General features: G+C 45.1%; 16 protein-coding genes. 10 read left to right on the plus strand and 6 right to left on the minus strand.

Annotation, left to right across the window (positions count from 1 at the left end):
• The first annotated feature begins 50 nt into the window (after positions 1–50).
• Positions 51–1,016, plus strand: a complete 966-nt coding sequence (locus tag CXF70_RS06215; RefSeq protein WP_101801960.1) for an NAD(P)H-dependent flavin oxidoreductase — start codon at positions 51–53, stop codon at positions 1,014–1,016.
• Between the two features lie 14 nt (positions 1,017–1,030).
• Complete coding sequence (locus CXF70_RS06220; protein ID WP_084246782.1) at positions 1,031–1,306, plus strand: UPF0223 family protein; 276 nt, start codon at positions 1,031–1,033, stop codon at positions 1,304–1,306.
• A 43-nt stretch (positions 1,307–1,349) separates the two neighbouring features.
• On the opposite strand, the gene CXF70_RS06225 is transcribed toward CXF70_RS06220, so the two are convergent.
• Positions 1,350–1,976, minus strand: coding sequence for a YktB family protein (locus CXF70_RS06225; protein WP_101801961.1), 627 nt, complete (start codon positions 1,974–1,976; stop codon positions 1,350–1,352).
• A 163-nt stretch (positions 1,977–2,139) separates the two neighbouring features.
• Here CXF70_RS06225 and CXF70_RS06230 point away from each other — a divergent pair, with 163 nt between their 5' ends.
• Both CXF70_RS06230 and CXF70_RS06235 read left to right on the plus strand, forming a co-directional pair.
• On the plus strand, positions 2,140–2,334 hold the full coding sequence (locus CXF70_RS06230; RefSeq protein ID WP_101801962.1) for a hypothetical protein: 195 nt from the start codon (positions 2,140–2,142) through the stop codon (positions 2,332–2,334).
• Positions 2,335–2,420: 86 nt separating this feature from the next.
• A complete protein-coding gene (locus CXF70_RS06235) occupies positions 2,421–3,212 on the plus strand; it encodes an inositol monophosphatase family protein (protein ID WP_101801963.1) in 792 nt (263 codons plus the stop codon).
• Positions 3,213–3,318: 106 nt separating this feature from the next.
• Here the strand turns inward: CXF70_RS06235 and CXF70_RS06240 are convergent, their stop codons facing one another.
• On the minus strand, positions 3,319–3,504 hold the full coding sequence (locus CXF70_RS06240) for a YlaF family protein (protein ID WP_084244907.1): 186 nt from the start codon (positions 3,502–3,504) through the stop codon (positions 3,319–3,321).
• A 109-nt stretch (positions 3,505–3,613) separates the two neighbouring features.
• On the opposite strand from CXF70_RS06240, the gene typA reads away from it, so the two are divergent.
• A complete protein-coding gene (gene typA, locus CXF70_RS06245) occupies positions 3,614–5,461 on the plus strand; it encodes a translational GTPase TypA (protein WP_084244909.1) in 1,848 nt (615 codons plus the stop codon).
• Positions 5,462–5,483: 22 nt separating this feature from the next.
• Positions 5,484–5,810 (plus strand): YlaH-like family protein, encoded by a 327-nt coding sequence (locus CXF70_RS06250; protein ID WP_084244911.1) that lies wholly within the window; start codon positions 5,484–5,486, stop codon positions 5,808–5,810.
• Here CXF70_RS06250 and CXF70_RS06255 read toward each other — a convergent pair.
• The 3 genes from CXF70_RS06255 to CXF70_RS06265 are packed head-to-tail and all read right to left on the minus strand — an operon-like array spanning position 5,804 to position 6,975.
• Positions 5,804–6,253: a hypothetical protein gene (locus CXF70_RS06255; protein WP_101801964.1), complete on the minus strand. Its 450-nt coding sequence runs from the start codon at positions 6,251–6,253 to the stop codon at positions 5,804–5,806. The genes CXF70_RS06250 and CXF70_RS06255 overlap by 7 nt on opposite strands.
• Positions 6,253–6,456: a YlaI family protein gene (locus tag CXF70_RS06260; protein ID WP_084244915.1), complete on the minus strand. Its 204-nt coding sequence runs from the start codon at positions 6,454–6,456 to the stop codon at positions 6,253–6,255. The genes CXF70_RS06255 and CXF70_RS06260 overlap by 1 nt, the downstream gene beginning before the upstream one ends.
• A gap of 12 nt (positions 6,457–6,468) precedes the next feature.
• Positions 6,469–6,975: a molybdopterin-binding protein gene (locus CXF70_RS06265; RefSeq protein WP_084244917.1), complete on the minus strand. Its 507-nt coding sequence runs from the start codon at positions 6,973–6,975 to the stop codon at positions 6,469–6,471.
• Between the two features lie 167 nt (positions 6,976–7,142).
• Between CXF70_RS06265 and CXF70_RS06270 the strand changes: the two genes are divergently transcribed.
• From CXF70_RS06270 to pyc, 3 genes are all read left to right on the plus strand, one after another.
• Positions 7,143–7,424, plus strand: a complete 282-nt coding sequence (locus tag CXF70_RS06270; protein WP_084244919.1) for an Fpa/YlaN family protein — start codon at positions 7,143–7,145, stop codon at positions 7,422–7,424.
• Between the two features lie 66 nt (positions 7,425–7,490).
• Complete coding sequence (locus CXF70_RS06275) at positions 7,491–8,657, plus strand: FtsW/RodA/SpoVE family cell cycle protein (protein WP_101801965.1); 1,167 nt, start codon at positions 7,491–7,493, stop codon at positions 8,655–8,657.
• Positions 8,658–8,672: 15 nt separating this feature from the next.
• Positions 8,673–12,113 carry a pyruvate carboxylase gene (pyc, locus tag CXF70_RS06280; RefSeq protein ID WP_101801966.1) on the plus strand — a complete coding sequence of 1,147 codons (3,441 nt, stop codon included), beginning with the start codon at positions 8,673–8,675 and terminating at the stop codon, positions 12,111–12,113.
• A 31-nt stretch (positions 12,114–12,144) separates the two neighbouring features.
• On the opposite strand, the gene CXF70_RS06285 is transcribed toward pyc, so the two are convergent.
• The gene (locus CXF70_RS06285) at positions 12,145–13,056 is read right to left on the minus strand and encodes a COX15/CtaA family protein (RefSeq protein ID WP_101801967.1); all 912 of its coding nucleotides are present in this window, start codon (positions 13,054–13,056) and stop codon (positions 12,145–12,147) included.
• A gap of 348 nt (positions 13,057–13,404) precedes the next feature.
• Here CXF70_RS06285 and cyoE point away from each other — a divergent pair, with 348 nt between their 5' ends.
• Positions 13,405–14,322: a heme o synthase gene (gene cyoE / locus CXF70_RS06290; protein WP_101801968.1), complete on the plus strand. Its 918-nt coding sequence runs from the start codon at positions 13,405–13,407 to the stop codon at positions 14,320–14,322.
• The last annotated feature ends 11 nt before the right edge of the window (positions 14,323–14,333 follow it).

Below are 14,333 nucleotides of genomic sequence, written 5' to 3' on the forward strand. Positions count from 1 at the left end.
TTACATATCAATATCGAATACAGGATAAGCAGAAAGAAAGGAGTGGCACTATGCATTTTAAAACTCGCATAACTGAATTGCTGGGAATTCAAATACCCATTATACAAGGCGGCCTCGCTTATCTGGCCTATGCAGAGCTTGCTGCTGCAGTGTCCAATGCTGGGGGACTCGGACAAATTACAGCAATGAGCTTGTCTTCGCCCGATGAACTGAGAGATGAAATCCGCAAAGTGAGATCAATGACTGATAAACCTTTCGGAGTCAATTTCGCAATCGGAGAACACGGCCGCCAGTTTTCGCACATGCTGGAAGTGGCAATTGAAGAAAAAGTTCCCGTCGTTTCCATGACAGGAGGAAACCCGACTCCGATATTCGAACAGCTGGAAGGGACATCTATTCAAAAACTGGTTCTGGTGGCAGCGCGTAAACAGGCCATCAAGGCAGAAAAACTCGGTGCGGATGCTGTAATGGTTGTCGGTCATGAAGGCGGGGGCCATTTGGGCCGCGACGATATCGGCACGATGGTTTTGATTCCTCAGGTGGTTGATGCCGTATCGATTCCTGTCATTGCATCGGGAGGCATCGGTGATGGCCGTGGCTTGATGGCTGCGCTGGCGTTAGGCGCAGAAGGAGTGGAAATGGGAACCCGGTTCATTGCGACGAAAGAATGTGTTCATGCGTCTGAAGCTTATAAGGATGCGTTGGTCAACAGTACCGAAAACGATACGGTTATCATTAAGCGCAGTATCGGGGCGCCTGCGCGAACTCTTAAAAACAGCTGGACCGATAGGATCCTTGAAATCGAACATGAAACCCCTATGTACGATTCGCTGAAGGATTACGTCAGCGGTGAAGCGAATAAACGCTTTATATATGACGGACAAGTTGAGAGGGGGTTTGGCTGGGCAGGCCAGGTGACAGGGATGATCCAGGATGTGCCCACTGTTCAGGAATTATTTGATAGAATGGTGGAAGAAGCGGTGGGCATCTCCAGGAAATGGGGAAGCTTTGAGTAAGGAGGGAATAAATGATGGACTATTCATATCCTTTTTCAATGGATTGGAATACTGAAGAGATTGTGGATGTAGTTTCATTTTTTGAAGGAATCGAGATGGCTTATGAAAAAGGGATCAGCCGGGACGATATGATGGCCAGATACCGTAAATTCAAACAAGTGGTACCTGCAATTTCCGAAGAAAAAACTTATTTCAGGGAATTTGAAGAGGAAAGCGGCTATGCCAGTTTTCCTGTCGTCAAAGAATTGAAGGCATCGCCGACCGGTCCAAATATTAAAATGAAGAAATAAATGAAAACCGCAGCGGAAAAATTTCCGCTGCGGTTTTTTGCATCTACTGATTATTATTGCCGAGCATCGTGTTGTAAATCGGAAGCAATTCATCGAACGTCTTTTCAGCAAGCTGATCGAATTGCTCCTTGCTTAACCGATCGGCTTCTTCCCGTTCGAGGTGGCGGCCGATAACAAACTCGCCTTTTTTGACATCCCGCAGGCGCTCCAATAATTTCTTAAGCCCTTCCTCGCCCAGTTCGTCGACTGAAGAAGCTTCAGGTTTCATATGGTCGCCGGACAGCACCATGTCTCCAGGGAGATTATGGATCAGCTCTGAATCCAAAAGACGTTCAGCCATGCCGGCTTTCCCGTTCGCTTCGTAAATTACAGCAAGAATGATGAATACATGGCTCTCCCAAAGTCCGATTTGAAAATGCGGAACCGCCTTATATCCACGTTTATTCGGAGCAAAGGCCACCCAGCTGTCATTTGGCGGATTTACCGTACGGCGCATGTGTTTCGCTACGTGCGGATGGAATTCTTCACCGGTTTTACCCGAGAAATAAGCTGAATACTGTTCACCCAGTTCTTCGAATTTCGGCCGCACTTTTTCGGCCAAAGCCGCCATTCTGGCTTCCAGTCCGGGTGTTTCAAATACTTTGAAATGTTTCTCGTTCCAATAAGACATAAAATGATTTCCTCCTTACAAGATGCACATGAAATACATATTACAGGACTTCAATAAAAAATTATAGAAAGACGTTTTTGATTTGATGCATTCGGGTAATTGATTGATAACAACCTTAATTTTTCGGAATTATTGGAATCAAAAAGGGGAAGGGGTGCTAAAGATGAAACAGATGATCCAAATAATCCGTAAAGCAGACGTCGAAAAAGAATATATCCACGTATTGAAGCTTGAATTAGATTATGAGCTTGCTTCCCTCTTTGATGCAATGCAGCAAGAAGATAATCACGAAATAGAGAAAAGCAAAAAACGGCTTCAGGAAATACACGTGGAACTGGAGGCACTTCATGCGCTTTAATAACCTACATTTATAAAGGCACCTGCTGGAGTATGACAGCGGGTGCCTTTTGACGTTATACTAATGGAAACAGAGGAGGCTTTTTTATGGATTTGCACGCTATGGACAAATATATAAAATCAATGATCAAAGAAGCGGGACATAAAATCCGGAACTCTTTCCTGTCGGATATATCCATCGAATCGAAATCCGACGCGAATGACCTGGTTACAAATATTGATAAAGAAATAGAACAGTTTTTCATATCCAATATCAACCGGGATTTTCCTGAACACCGGATTTTCGGGGAGGAAGGTTTTGGGGATGACATTCGCGACCATCATGGAGTCATCTGGTTGCTCGATCCCATTGATGGAACGATGAATTTTGTGCATCAAAAACGCAACTTCGCAATTTCCCTGGGCATCTATGAAGAAGGCGTCGGAAAATTGGGATACATATATGATGTTGTGAATGACGATCTTTATCACGGGGTGCAGGATGGCGGCGCTTATTATAATGATGAACGCCTGAAAAACCTGAACGACACCAGTATAGAAGAATCCATCCTGGCAATGAATGCTACCTGGGCAGTTCCGAATCGCTATTTCGACCATAACGCAACGTTGAAGCTTATTCAGGACGTGCGCGGCATCCGTTCCTATGGTTCAGCTGCACTGGAATTGGCTTATCTCGCCAGCGGCAGAATAGATGCCTATATTTCCATGAGGCTGTCTCCATGGGATATAGCAGGTGGAATGGTGATTGCCAGGGAAGTGGGGGCGATTGCCACCAACTTTAAGGGCGAACCTGGTAACCTGTTGAAGCAGGACACATTTCTCGCGGCCAATCCTTCCATCCATTCACGGATACTGGAAAATTATATTCAAGCAAAATAAAAAGGATGCGTAAAAGCATCCTTTTTATTTTTGCCCGCAAACTGGAGTGTTGAAATTGCAGTTGTGAGATGGTATTTTTTTATCAAATAAGATAATTAAACGTTTATTACAGTAACCCTGCTTCGATCATCGAGCGTTTTTTCTTGAAGCCCATAACCATGACGACACCCAATAAGATTATTGCCAAAAAAATCATTGGAAAGCTGCGGAATGCTACAGCGAGACCGATTCCGACCATGGCCAATAATGCCGCTAATGAGTATAGAACGAAAATCCATTTAATGTTTTTCATTTATTTTCCTCCTGCTGATGGAACCTGAAATAAAATCTTAGGGTTTTTTCCCTATATGTGCTATACTAACACAGTTATAGACATGAAAAAAGAATATTGGAGTGAAATTATGACTAACTTACGAAATGATTTAAGAAACATTGCGATTATTGCCCACGTTGACCATGGTAAAACGACGCTTGTGGATCAGCTGCTGCAGCAATCAGGTATCTTCCGTTCTAACGAACACGTGGAAGAACGTGCAATGGACTCTAACGATATTGAAAGAGAACGCGGAATCACTATTCTGGCGAAAAATACTGCGATTCAATATAAAGAAGCTAAAATCAACATTTTGGATACACCTGGACACGCCGATTTCGGCGGAGAAGTGGAACGTATCATGAAAATGGTTGATGGAGTCCTTTTAGTTGTCGATGCTTATGAAGGCTGTATGCCACAAACACGCTTTGTATTGAAGAAAGCTTTGGAACAGAACTTGAAGCCTATCGTTGTAGTAAACAAAATTGACCGTGATTTCGCACGCCCTGAAGAAGTGGTTGACGAAGTCATCGAATTGTTCATCGAACTTGAAGCAAATGACGAACAACTGGAATTCCCGGTGGTTTTCGCATCAGGTATGAACGGTACTGCAAGTCTTTCATCAGATCCTGCAGATCAGGAAGAAAACATGCAGGTTATTTATGATGCAATCATGGAACATGTACCAGCGCCAGTCGATAACAGAGATGAGCCACTACAATTCCAGGTCGCCTTACTTGATTACAACGACTATGTCGGCCGTATCGGTATCGGCCGCGTATTCCGCGGAACAATTGAAGTCGGACAATCTGTTGCTTTAATGAAGCTCGACGGTTCAGTCAAGAATTTCAGGGTTACGAAAATCCATGGTTTCATGGGTCTTAAACGGATTGAAATTCAAAAAGCTGAAGCGGGCGACCTGATTGCCATTTCTGGTATGGAAGATATCAACGTCGGCGAAACTGTGTGTCCACAGGACCACCAGGAAGCTTTACCGATTCTGCGTATTGATGAACCTACCCTACAAATGACATTCCTGGTCAACAACAGTCCGTTTGCAGGTAAAGAAGGTAAATTCATTACTTCAAGAAAAATCCAGGAACGTTTGGATGCTCAATTGGAGACTGACGTTTCGTTGCGTGTAGAACCAACAGACTCTCCGGATGCATGGATTGTCTCTGGACGCGGAGAACTGCATTTGTCGATCCTTATCGAGAACATGCGCCGTGAAGGATTCGAACTTCAGGTTTCGAAACCTGAAGTAATTGTACGCATGGTTGATGGCGTACGCTGTGAGCCGGTTGAACGTGTACAAGTTGATGTACCGGAAGAATATACGGGTGCAATCATTGAATCACTTGGTGAACGTAAAGGCGAAATGCTGGATATGATCAACAATGGTAATGGACAAGTCCGTTTGGTATTTAACGTACCTGCTCGCGGGTTGATCGGTTATACAACAGAATTCCTTACGCAGACTCGCGGATACGGAATCATCAACCATACATTCGACAGCTATCAGCCAGTGGCTTCAGGCCGTGTAGGCGGACGCCGTCAGGGTGTATTGGTATCCATGGAGCGCGGTAAAGTTTCGACTTACGGCTTAATGGGGATCGAAGACCGCGGAACTGCATTTGTTGAAGTCGGTGCTGAGATCTACGAAGGCATGATCGTCGGCGAACATAACCGCGACAGCGATTTGACTGTAAACATCGTTAAGATCAAAGCTGCAACTAACATCCGTTCAGCGAATAAAGATCAGACAACGACTATGAAGAAAGCCCGCTTGTTGAGCCTTGAAGAAGCACTTGAGTACTTGAATGATGATGAGTACTGTGAAATCACGCCTCAAACAATCCGTTTGCGCAAGAAGATTCTTGATAAAAACGAACGTGAGCGTATGGCTAAGAAGAAAAAAGTTGCCATCGAAGAATAAAGTATGGAAGGATGTATAATCCGTGGATGAACGATCCTTTGTCTATGACAGTATGTATCCGGTAGCTCGAGTTCTTTATCAGAACCTGCCAATCGAAGTGGCAGGATATGCATTATTTGCAATTATCCTGTTGCTTTCAGCTTTGGTATATAAATTGGGTTTTGCTAAAAAGCTGCCGCTCGGAAAAAACATCGTAATAGGTCTTTTCCTTGCAGCTGGAGGTTTAGGGTTAACATTTCTTGCCTTTTTCCTGCCGGTTGTCGAGGGACTGGTCATTGCCGCGCTGATCCTGATTCTTTATAAAATCCGCTTATGGCGCGAAAAACGCGAAAACGCTGCATCTCATTGAGATGCAGCGTTTTTTCTTTCGAACGTTTTATACAGGATAGGAAGCAGCAGGGAATAGGCGAGGTGGCCGAAAATCCAATACGTGATCGCTTCCCAGTCGGTAAGGCCTGGCACCTTGTCGGTGATCGCCAACGATGATAATACGAAATAGAGTATATATGTCGGTGAGCAAAGGATCAGGCTGAGAACAGTCAATTGACCGAATGTGTAGGGACGGCGTTTCGCGAAGTAGACGTAAACGATGCCGATTACGACGGAAACCGCGGTATGAAATAAAAACTCTGTCATTTCAGACCATTCTATTTCACCGATAACAGGGATGAAATCCACATTCAATAGAAGCAAATACACATTTACGCCTGTTACAGCCTGTATCCATTTAAATAATAGACCCAGGATCAGCCCGCTCCAAAATCCGATCCAGACCCCTTTCAGGAACTTCATCAAAAGTCTTCCTCGATCTTGCGTGAGCTGCGGTAAAAGTGGAAATTACCGGTTGCCAGCCGTTCTTTGGTCCGCTGCTCGATCCGCTGGTGGCAATTATTGCACATATGGGTGTGGATGGGGCGGTTTCTGAGGCGCTTAGCCTCAAGCGTATCATCCACCAGTTCTTCGATGGTGTCACATATTACACATTTAACACGCATTTTGTTTCACTCCTATTCTACGCGGATGGCTGATACATTAGTGATCGGATTGCCAAGATTGCTTCCATCAGGCAACAGTACATGCACAGGGCCGTCCTCGCGGAGCGGCTTGCCTTCATGGCTGAATTTCAGCACCAGTTCTTTTGAAGCTTCGAGTGGGAAGCTGAAGTCGCCATCAGCCGTTTCAAAAACAACGGTTTCCGCAGTCTTATATGGTTCGGCATTTTCGATGAAAGGCTTGAAGAGGATGCCGAAAGTGCCGGTAAGCATCTCCTGCTTCTCTTGCTTTTTATACTTTTTCTCTGAATTCAAAGTAGGGGGCACTGTTGCGCCTTCCATAATTTCACGTGACCAATGTTCACCCATGCCACGTTTATATTCTTCCATTTCATCACGTTCGATGCGATCTTCAGTAAAATACTTCTCAAGGTCCAGTTTACGGTCGTCAAAAATCCACACTGTTGGATCCAGAGTCAGTTTAAATCCCACGTCGCCTTTGAATTGAATAATATATTCCATTAGTAAAACCCTCCATCTAGATAATCTCTCTTCTATCAGTATACCTGTCTTTGTCAAGTTCCTAAAGTGATTGCTTCCGGAGAAGAGGAGGCTTGCAATTTGGCTGTGTAAAAGATACACTTTAAACAGGTCGAATAGAAGAAATTTCAGTAAATGGGGGAGTCCTCATGGAACATACAGAAGAACAAACTTATCAGCATAAAGCGTTGGATCTCCTCAAAGCCGATGCGCTGAAAATAGAGCAATTGATAAAAGTCCAAATGGACAATCTGACTTTGCCGTCCTGCCCATTATATGAAGAAGTCCTTGATACGCAAATGTTCGGTCTATCGCGTGAAATCGATTTTGCAGTGAAGCTTGGCCTGATTGAAAAGGAAGACGGTAAAAACTTAATGGATACGCTGGAAAAGAAATTATCCATCCTTCATGAAGCGTATACGAATAAATAAAGCAAACTCAAACGATTTTTGTTTGAGTTTTTTTACTAAGAAAAATTATAAATGAGGTTTGAATATATGAAACAGTATATAAAGCGCTATGCCGCTAATTTTGATTACCCCCTTCTTTTCGTTTATCTCGCATTAACCCTCTTTGGCCTGGTCATGATATACAGTGCAAGCATGGCCTGGTCCGTCTACAGATATGGCTGGGAACCCAATCACTTCTTCAACCAGCAAATAGTGAACTTAGCCTTGGCGTTGCCGGCGTTTGTGCTTGGCGCTATTTTCCCTTATAAGCATTTCAGCAAGAAGTGGATGATGATGTCGATTCTTTTCGTCGTTTTCAGCGGCCTGATACTGGTGCACTTTATCGGATATGCCGGAGGCGGGGCGCAAAGCTGGATCTACATCGGTTTTGCCAGTATCCAGCCTTCTGAAATTGCGAAAGTGGGATTGATCTTCTATCTGTCTGGCGTTTTCTCGAATAAATACAAAAAAGGTACGATCAATCAACTGAACGAATCGATCATCCCTCCGGTAATCGTCTTGGCTTTCGCATTGTTCCTGGTGTTCAGGGAACCTGACATCGGGTCAATGGGGATCATCGCATTGGTGGGCTTGAGTGTCATGGCAGCCAGCGGGATCCGTTTCAGCATGTTCCTGAAACTTGCCGGGATCGTGGCAGCGGCAGCCGCTATTTTCATCGTTCCTTTCCTTATTTTTGCGCAGGATATGATTCTTACGGAGAAACGGCTTGGACGTCTTGAAGCCTTCCTGAATCCTTTCGTTGATGAATTGGGCTTTGGCATGCAGATTGTAAACGGCTATCTCGCAATCGGTTCTGGCGGAATCAGCGGTTTAGGACTGGGACAGTCCATTCAGAAGCTGGGCTATTTGCCGGAACCGCACACGGATTTCATTATGTCCATCGTAGCTGAAGAACTTGGAGTCCTGGGTGTGGTATTCGTAATCGGAGGACTTGGATTTATTGTGCTGAAGGGCCTGTCGATCGCCATGACCACGAAAGATCCTTTGGCGCGAATGCTGTCAGCGGGTATCGCCAGCATGATCGGCATACAGACTTTCGTCAATCTGGGCGGATTATCAGGGCTGATTCCACTGACAGGTGTTACCCTGCCATTTATAAGTTATGGCGGAACTTCCGTAATTTTGTTATCGTTAGCTATGGGAGTCTTAATGAATGTCTCCATGTTCCACAAATATGAAAAAACAAAAAAATAAAGGGTGTGCTGCATTGTGAAAAAGATCAATAAGATTTTGGTGGCAAACCGCGGAGAAATCGCTATCAGGGTTTTCCGCGCCTGTACAGAACTGAAAATTCCAACAGTTGCAATTTATTCACAAGAAGACAGCGGTTCATATCATCGTTATAAAGCAGACGAATCGTATTTGGTAGGAAAGGGTAAAAAGCCGATTGATGCATATCTGGATATAGAAGATATCATCCGTATCGCAAAAGACACGGATACTGATGCAATCCATCCGGGTTACGGCTTTTTATCCGAGAATGTTCATTTTGCACGCAGATGTGAAGAAGAAGGAATCCTGTTCATCGGACCTACTTCCGCGCACCTGGACATGTTCGGCGATAAAGTGAAAGCGCGTTCACAGGCGATTGCTGCCGGAATTCCTGTAATACCTGGAACTGACGGACCGGTGGAATCACTCCAGGAAGTGGAAGAATTCGCTAAGACAGCCGGTTTTCCTTTGATGATCAAAGCTTCTTTAGGCGGCGGTGGCCGCGGCATGCGGATTGTCCGCAATGAGGAAGAACTGGCATCATCTTATGAAAGAGCGAAATCGGAAGCGAAAGCTGCTTTTGGTTCTGATGAAATGTATGTAGAGAAATTTGTTGAGAAACCGAAGCATATCGAAGTCCAGATTCTGGGTGACCAATATGGCAATATCGTCCACCTCTATGAACGCGATTGCTCGATTCAGCGCCGCCATCAGAAAGTCGTGGAAATAGCGCCTTCAAATTCAATCAGCAATGACCTGCGCAATGAAATCTGTGATGCTGCAGTAAAGCTGATGAAAAATATTGATTACATAAATGCAGGGACAGTCGAATTCCTTGTATCGAATGATGAATTCTACTTTATAGAAGTAAATCCCCGTATCCAGGTAGAGCACACGATAACGGAAATGATTACTGGAATAGACATAGTCCATTCCCAAATCCATATCGCCAGAGGCCATGAACTTCACGGTGATGTGATTTCCATTCCTTCACAGGATAAAATTCCGTTATTCGGTTTTGCGATTCAATCCCGTGTGACTACTGAAGATCCTGTTAATGACTTTATGCCGGATGCGGGTAAACTGATGGTCTATCGTTCCGGTGGCGGATTCGGTGTCCGTCTCGACACAGGCAACGCTTTCCAAGGCGCAGTAATTTCACCGTATTATGATTCACTGCTTGTGAAATTATCCACTTGGGCGCTTACATTCAAGGAAGCGGCAGGCAAAATGGACCGGAATTTACAGGAGTTCCGTATCCGTGGAATAAAGACAAATATTCCTTTTTTGGAAAATGTAGTTAAACACCCTAGTTTCATCAAAGGGGATTTTGATACAAGCTTCATCGATTCTACACCTGAATTATTCCTGTTCCCGGTAAGGCAAGACCGCGGGACCAAACTGTTAAGCTATATCGGCAATGTCACCGTCAACGGTTTCCCGGGAATCGAAAAGAAAAAGAAACCGATTCACGCGGCGCCAAGAAAACCGGAAATCGATCTCAGCACAACATTGCCGCCAGGCACGAAGCAGATTTTCGAGGAAAGAGGAGCGGAAGGACTGGCTAAGTGGATCCATGAACAGGAAGATGTCCTCCTGACAGATACGACGTTCCGTGATGCGCACCAATCTCTTCTGGCCACGAGACTCCGTTCATATGACATGTTTGCTGTTGCAAAAGAAACGGCGCATTTGCAGAAAGACCTGTTTTCAATGGAGATGTGGGGAGGGGCGACTTTTGATGTTTCTTACCGATTCCTCAAAGAAGATCCTTGGCAGCGTTTGATCAAATTGCGGGAGCAGATGCCGAATGTACTGTTCCAGATGCTATTCCGAGGAGCGAATGCGGTAGGCTATAAAAACTACCCGGATAATGTCATCCGTGATTTCGTGCGTAAATCAGGTGAAGCAGGAATCGATGTATTCCGTATCTTTGACAGTCTCAACTGGATCAAAGGGATGGAAGTGGCTATCGATGAAGTGAGGCAGAGCGGCAAAATTGCTGAAGCGGCAATATGCTACACCGGCGATATTCTGGATCCAAGCCGTGATAAATATACTGTACAGTACTACAAAGATATGGCGAAAGAGCTCGAAGCGTCCGGCGCGCACATTTTAGCCATCAAAGATATGGCGGGCCTTCTCAAGCCAGAAGCTGCTTACCGTTTAGTTTCCGAGTTGAAGGATACGGTATCCATGCCGATCCATCTCCATACACATGACACGAGCGGAAACGGCATTTATATGTATTCGAAAGCCATCCAGGCTGGGGTCGATATCGTCGATACAGCACTTGGTTCCATGGCAGGGCTTACTTCACAGCCAAGCTCGAATTCATTGTATTACGCAATGAACGGCAGCGGCCGTGAAGTCCGGATGGATATTCAGGCACAAGAAAAACTTTCGCATTACTGGGAAGATGTCCGTAAATACTACAGTGATTTCGAAAGCGGCATGAACAGCCCGCATTCGGAAATCTACGTCCACGAAATGCCAGGCGGCCAATACAGCAACCTGCAGCAGCAGGCCAAAGCTGTCGGTCTGGGGATGCGCTGGGAAAATGTGAAGGAAATGTATTCCCGTGTCAATATGCTGTTCGGTGATGTGGTGAAAGTTACGCCTTCATCGAAAGTAGTGGGAGACATGGCGCTCTTTATGGTGCAGAATGATCTGGATGAAGAAACGGTCATCTCCAGAGGCGAAACGATCGATTTCCCGGAATCGGTCATCGAATTCTTCGAAGGATATATCGGTCAGCCACACGGCGGTTTCCCTGAAGAATTGCAGAAAGTGGTTCTGAAGGAGCGGAAGCCGATCACGGTTCGTCCAGGTGAACTTCTGGAACCTGCGGATTTTGATGACATCGGCAAAAAGCTCTTTGAGAAACTGGATCGTCCTGTAACCAGCCATGAAGTGCTTGCTTATGCTCTATATCCGAAAGTTTTTGATGAATATTCGTTGACGAATAAAACATTCGGTGATGTTTCCGTACTGGATACGCTGACGTTCTTGTATGGCATGAGGCTCGGAGAAGAAATCGAAGTTGAAATCCAAAAAGGGAAAACGCTGATCGTTAAATTGGTATCTATCGGCGAACCGCAAAAAGACGGTACCCGTTCCATTTATTTTGAATTGAACGGCCAGCCGCGTGAAGTGAGCATCAAAGATATGACGGTAGAAACTGACAGTGCCGCCAAACCGAAAGCGGACCCAACTCAGGAAAGCCATATCGCAGCTACGATGCCTGGCACTGTTTTGAAAGTTGTTGCAGAGAAAGGCGCCAAAGTAAAACGCGGCGACCATCTGCTTGTGACGGAAGCCATGAAAATGGAAACGACGGTGCAGGCTCCTTTCGACGGAACAATTACGGAAATCCATGTGAATGCCGCAGATGGTATTTCAACTGGAGACCTGCTGATAGAAATGGAAAGAAATTAAAAAAACGCGGGCGCATTTGCGTCCGCGTTTTTTATGATTTTGTATAACTCCGTGAAACCAGAAGTACCATATAACACAACAGCCCGAATAATAAACTGATGAAGAGGGAATGCAATAATGCAACAGCAAGATTTAACTTTGTCAGCACCACCAGCATGCCTGTCGTCGCCTGCATCATAACGATCGTGAAGGCGATGATCCAGCCCCAGTAAATTGCTCGCTGGTCTTTATAATGCTTGATGGCGTGCCACATGATGACACCTATCCAGATGATGATCAAACCGGCTGCAGCACGGTGTCCCATTTGAACCCATTCATACATATTGGAAGGGAGGGCAAATGAATCGTTGCGGCATAGCGGCCAGTCAGAACAGATCAGACTGGAGTTGGTATGTCGGACAAGCGCCCCTGTATAAATGACGATATAAGAATATAACGTAACACCGATCGTGTGGAATTTCAGTGTTCTGCCGATCTTCAGTTTCTCTGTATCGAATTTACGATCCACTTCAAAAACGAGAAGCGTCAGCAATAGGACAGATGCAAAAGAGATAAGGGAGATTCCGAAATGGAGAGCGAGTATAAAATCACCCTGGCCCCATAATACTTGCGCTGCACCGATCAAAGCTTGCAGAACAAGGAAGAAAACGGAAGTGACAGCTAAAAATTTGGTCTCACGCACGTGGCCGAATTTTCGCCAAGCCCAGACAGCCAGAATCAGGATCAGAATACTGACAGCTCCTGTAACCAATCTGTGGGAAAACTCAATCAGCACTTCCGCTGTTATGACCTCAGGGATCAGTTGGCCATTACAGCCGGGCCAGTGCCGTCCGCAGCCCATTCCGCTTTCAGTCTTGGTGACAAGAGCGCCTCCCAGCAGAATAAAAAGCATGCCGATTGAAGCTGCTACTGCGAACCATTTTATATATTTGTTTTGCTGCAAGAATGCCACCTACTTTTTCTATATGAAAATACATTTATCCGTCCATAACCTGCATACTCGATAATAGCGAAACTCTGCTTAAAACACAACGGAAAATCAGCAATACCGGAAACTTTCGATATTTGGACATATTAAGGCGAGCCTTCACAAACTGTTCAAAAACTATTATTTTTCATTATTAAAAATGGAGGTGCAGTGATGTATGATAGGGTGAGTGCAATTTGAGGCTAACTTCCCATATTCATAGCTTTTATCGTTAAATTTCAGTTATATGTAGAAAAACGGCTGGATTTTAGATATAGTTATGGTTAGCGGACTATGCTTACAACTTTGAAAGGAGGAGGTTGAATGTCGAACGGCCGGTCTATGTCTGCGGAAGCACATGATGCGCCGGAAACTACCACCTTTGTCCAGGATTTTTTGGCACTTATAAAAATCGGGATTGTTAATTCGAACCTGATTACAGTATTCACTGGACTGTGGCTTGCGTTTCAGTTCTCTGGCAGACATTTTTTGCAGCATTTGGACATCCTCGTCTACACCTTGGTCGGATCAGCTTTGATCATTGCAGGTTCTGCTGCCATGAATAATTACATTGATACAGATATCGATCCATTGATGGCGAGCAAAAAATCGCGGCCAACGGTAACTGGAAGATTCAAACCATCTGCTGTTTTGGCCCTCGCTGTTTCTTTCATTGTTCTAGGCGAAATCTTCTTGTTCTCCGCGTCTGTTTCGGCAGGGGTATTGGGAATTGCAGGAATTTTAGCTTATGTGGTCCTGTATTCCATGTGGTCCAAGAGAAGGCATGTCAGCAATACGATTGTCGGCAGCATCTCGGGTGCCATCCCGCCGCTTATCGGCTGGGCCGCAGTTGAACCCGCTTTGGGTGCAGGTGCCTGGGCATTGTTCCTTATTATGTTCATTTGGCAGCCGCCGCATTTTTATGCGCTGGCTATGAAACGGACAGAGGAGTACCGGGCTGCTAATATCCCGATGCTGCCGGTGGTGAAAGGTTTCCACCGGACGAAAAAATCCATGCTGGCATGGGTTGTATTCCTTTTTCCACTGCCATTCCTTTTGCCGGAACTGGGAACAGGCTTCTTCATCTTAGCGACGCTTTTGAATCTGGGCTGGCTCATTTTGGCTGTCCGCGGCTTTGGAGCGAAAGATGATTTGAAATGGGCGAAGAATATGTTTATCTATTCATTGAATTACATGACGATTCTTTTCGTTTCAATGATCATATTCGCTGTTTTCGTCTGATTTTCAATACT

The organism is Planomicrobium sp. MB-3u-38, assembly GCF_002836425.1.
GTDB lineage: Bacteria > Bacillota > Bacilli > Bacillales_A > Planococcaceae > Planococcus > Planococcus okeanokoites.

What these genes read in the sequence shown, in the direction of transcription:
- cyoE (WP_101801968.1), top strand. Translation starts at nt 13,405, where the DNA reads ATGTCGAACGGCCGGTCTATGTCTGCGGAAGCACATGATGCGCCGGAA.
- typA (WP_084244909.1), top strand. Translation starts at nt 3,614, where the DNA reads ATGACTAACTTACGAAATGATTTAAGAAACATTGCGATTATTGCCCAC.
- CXF70_RS06240 (WP_084244907.1), bottom strand. Translation starts at nt 3,504, where the DNA reads ATGAAAAACATTAAATGGATTTTCGTTCTATACTCATTAGCGGCATTA.
- CXF70_RS06220 (WP_084246782.1), top strand. Translation starts at nt 1,031, where the DNA reads ATGGACTATTCATATCCTTTTTCAATGGATTGGAATACTGAAGAGATT.
- CXF70_RS06265 (WP_084244917.1), bottom strand. Translation starts at nt 6,975, where the DNA reads ATGGAATATATTATTCAATTCAAAGGCGACGTGGGATTTAAACTGACT.
- CXF70_RS06260 (WP_084244915.1), bottom strand. Translation starts at nt 6,456, where the DNA reads ATGCGTGTTAAATGTGTAATATGTGACACCATCGAAGAACTGGTGGAT.
- CXF70_RS06225 (WP_101801961.1), bottom strand. Translation starts at nt 1,976, where the DNA reads ATGTCTTATTGGAACGAGAAACATTTCAAAGTATTTGAAACACCCGGA.
- CXF70_RS06235 (WP_101801963.1), top strand. Translation starts at nt 2,421, where the DNA reads ATGGATTTGCACGCTATGGACAAATATATAAAATCAATGATCAAAGAA.
- CXF70_RS06275 (WP_101801965.1), top strand. Translation starts at nt 7,491, where the DNA reads ATGAAACAGTATATAAAGCGCTATGCCGCTAATTTTGATTACCCCCTT.
- CXF70_RS06230 (WP_101801962.1), top strand. Translation starts at nt 2,140, where the DNA reads ATGAAACAGATGATCCAAATAATCCGTAAAGCAGACGTCGAAAAAGAA.
- CXF70_RS06270 (WP_084244919.1), top strand. Translation starts at nt 7,143, where the DNA reads ATGGAACATACAGAAGAACAAACTTATCAGCATAAAGCGTTGGATCTC.
- CXF70_RS06255 (WP_101801964.1), bottom strand. Translation starts at nt 6,253, where the DNA reads ATGAAGTTCCTGAAAGGGGTCTGGATCGGATTTTGGAGCGGGCTGATC.
- CXF70_RS06215 (WP_101801960.1), top strand. Translation starts at nt 51, where the DNA reads ATGCATTTTAAAACTCGCATAACTGAATTGCTGGGAATTCAAATACCC.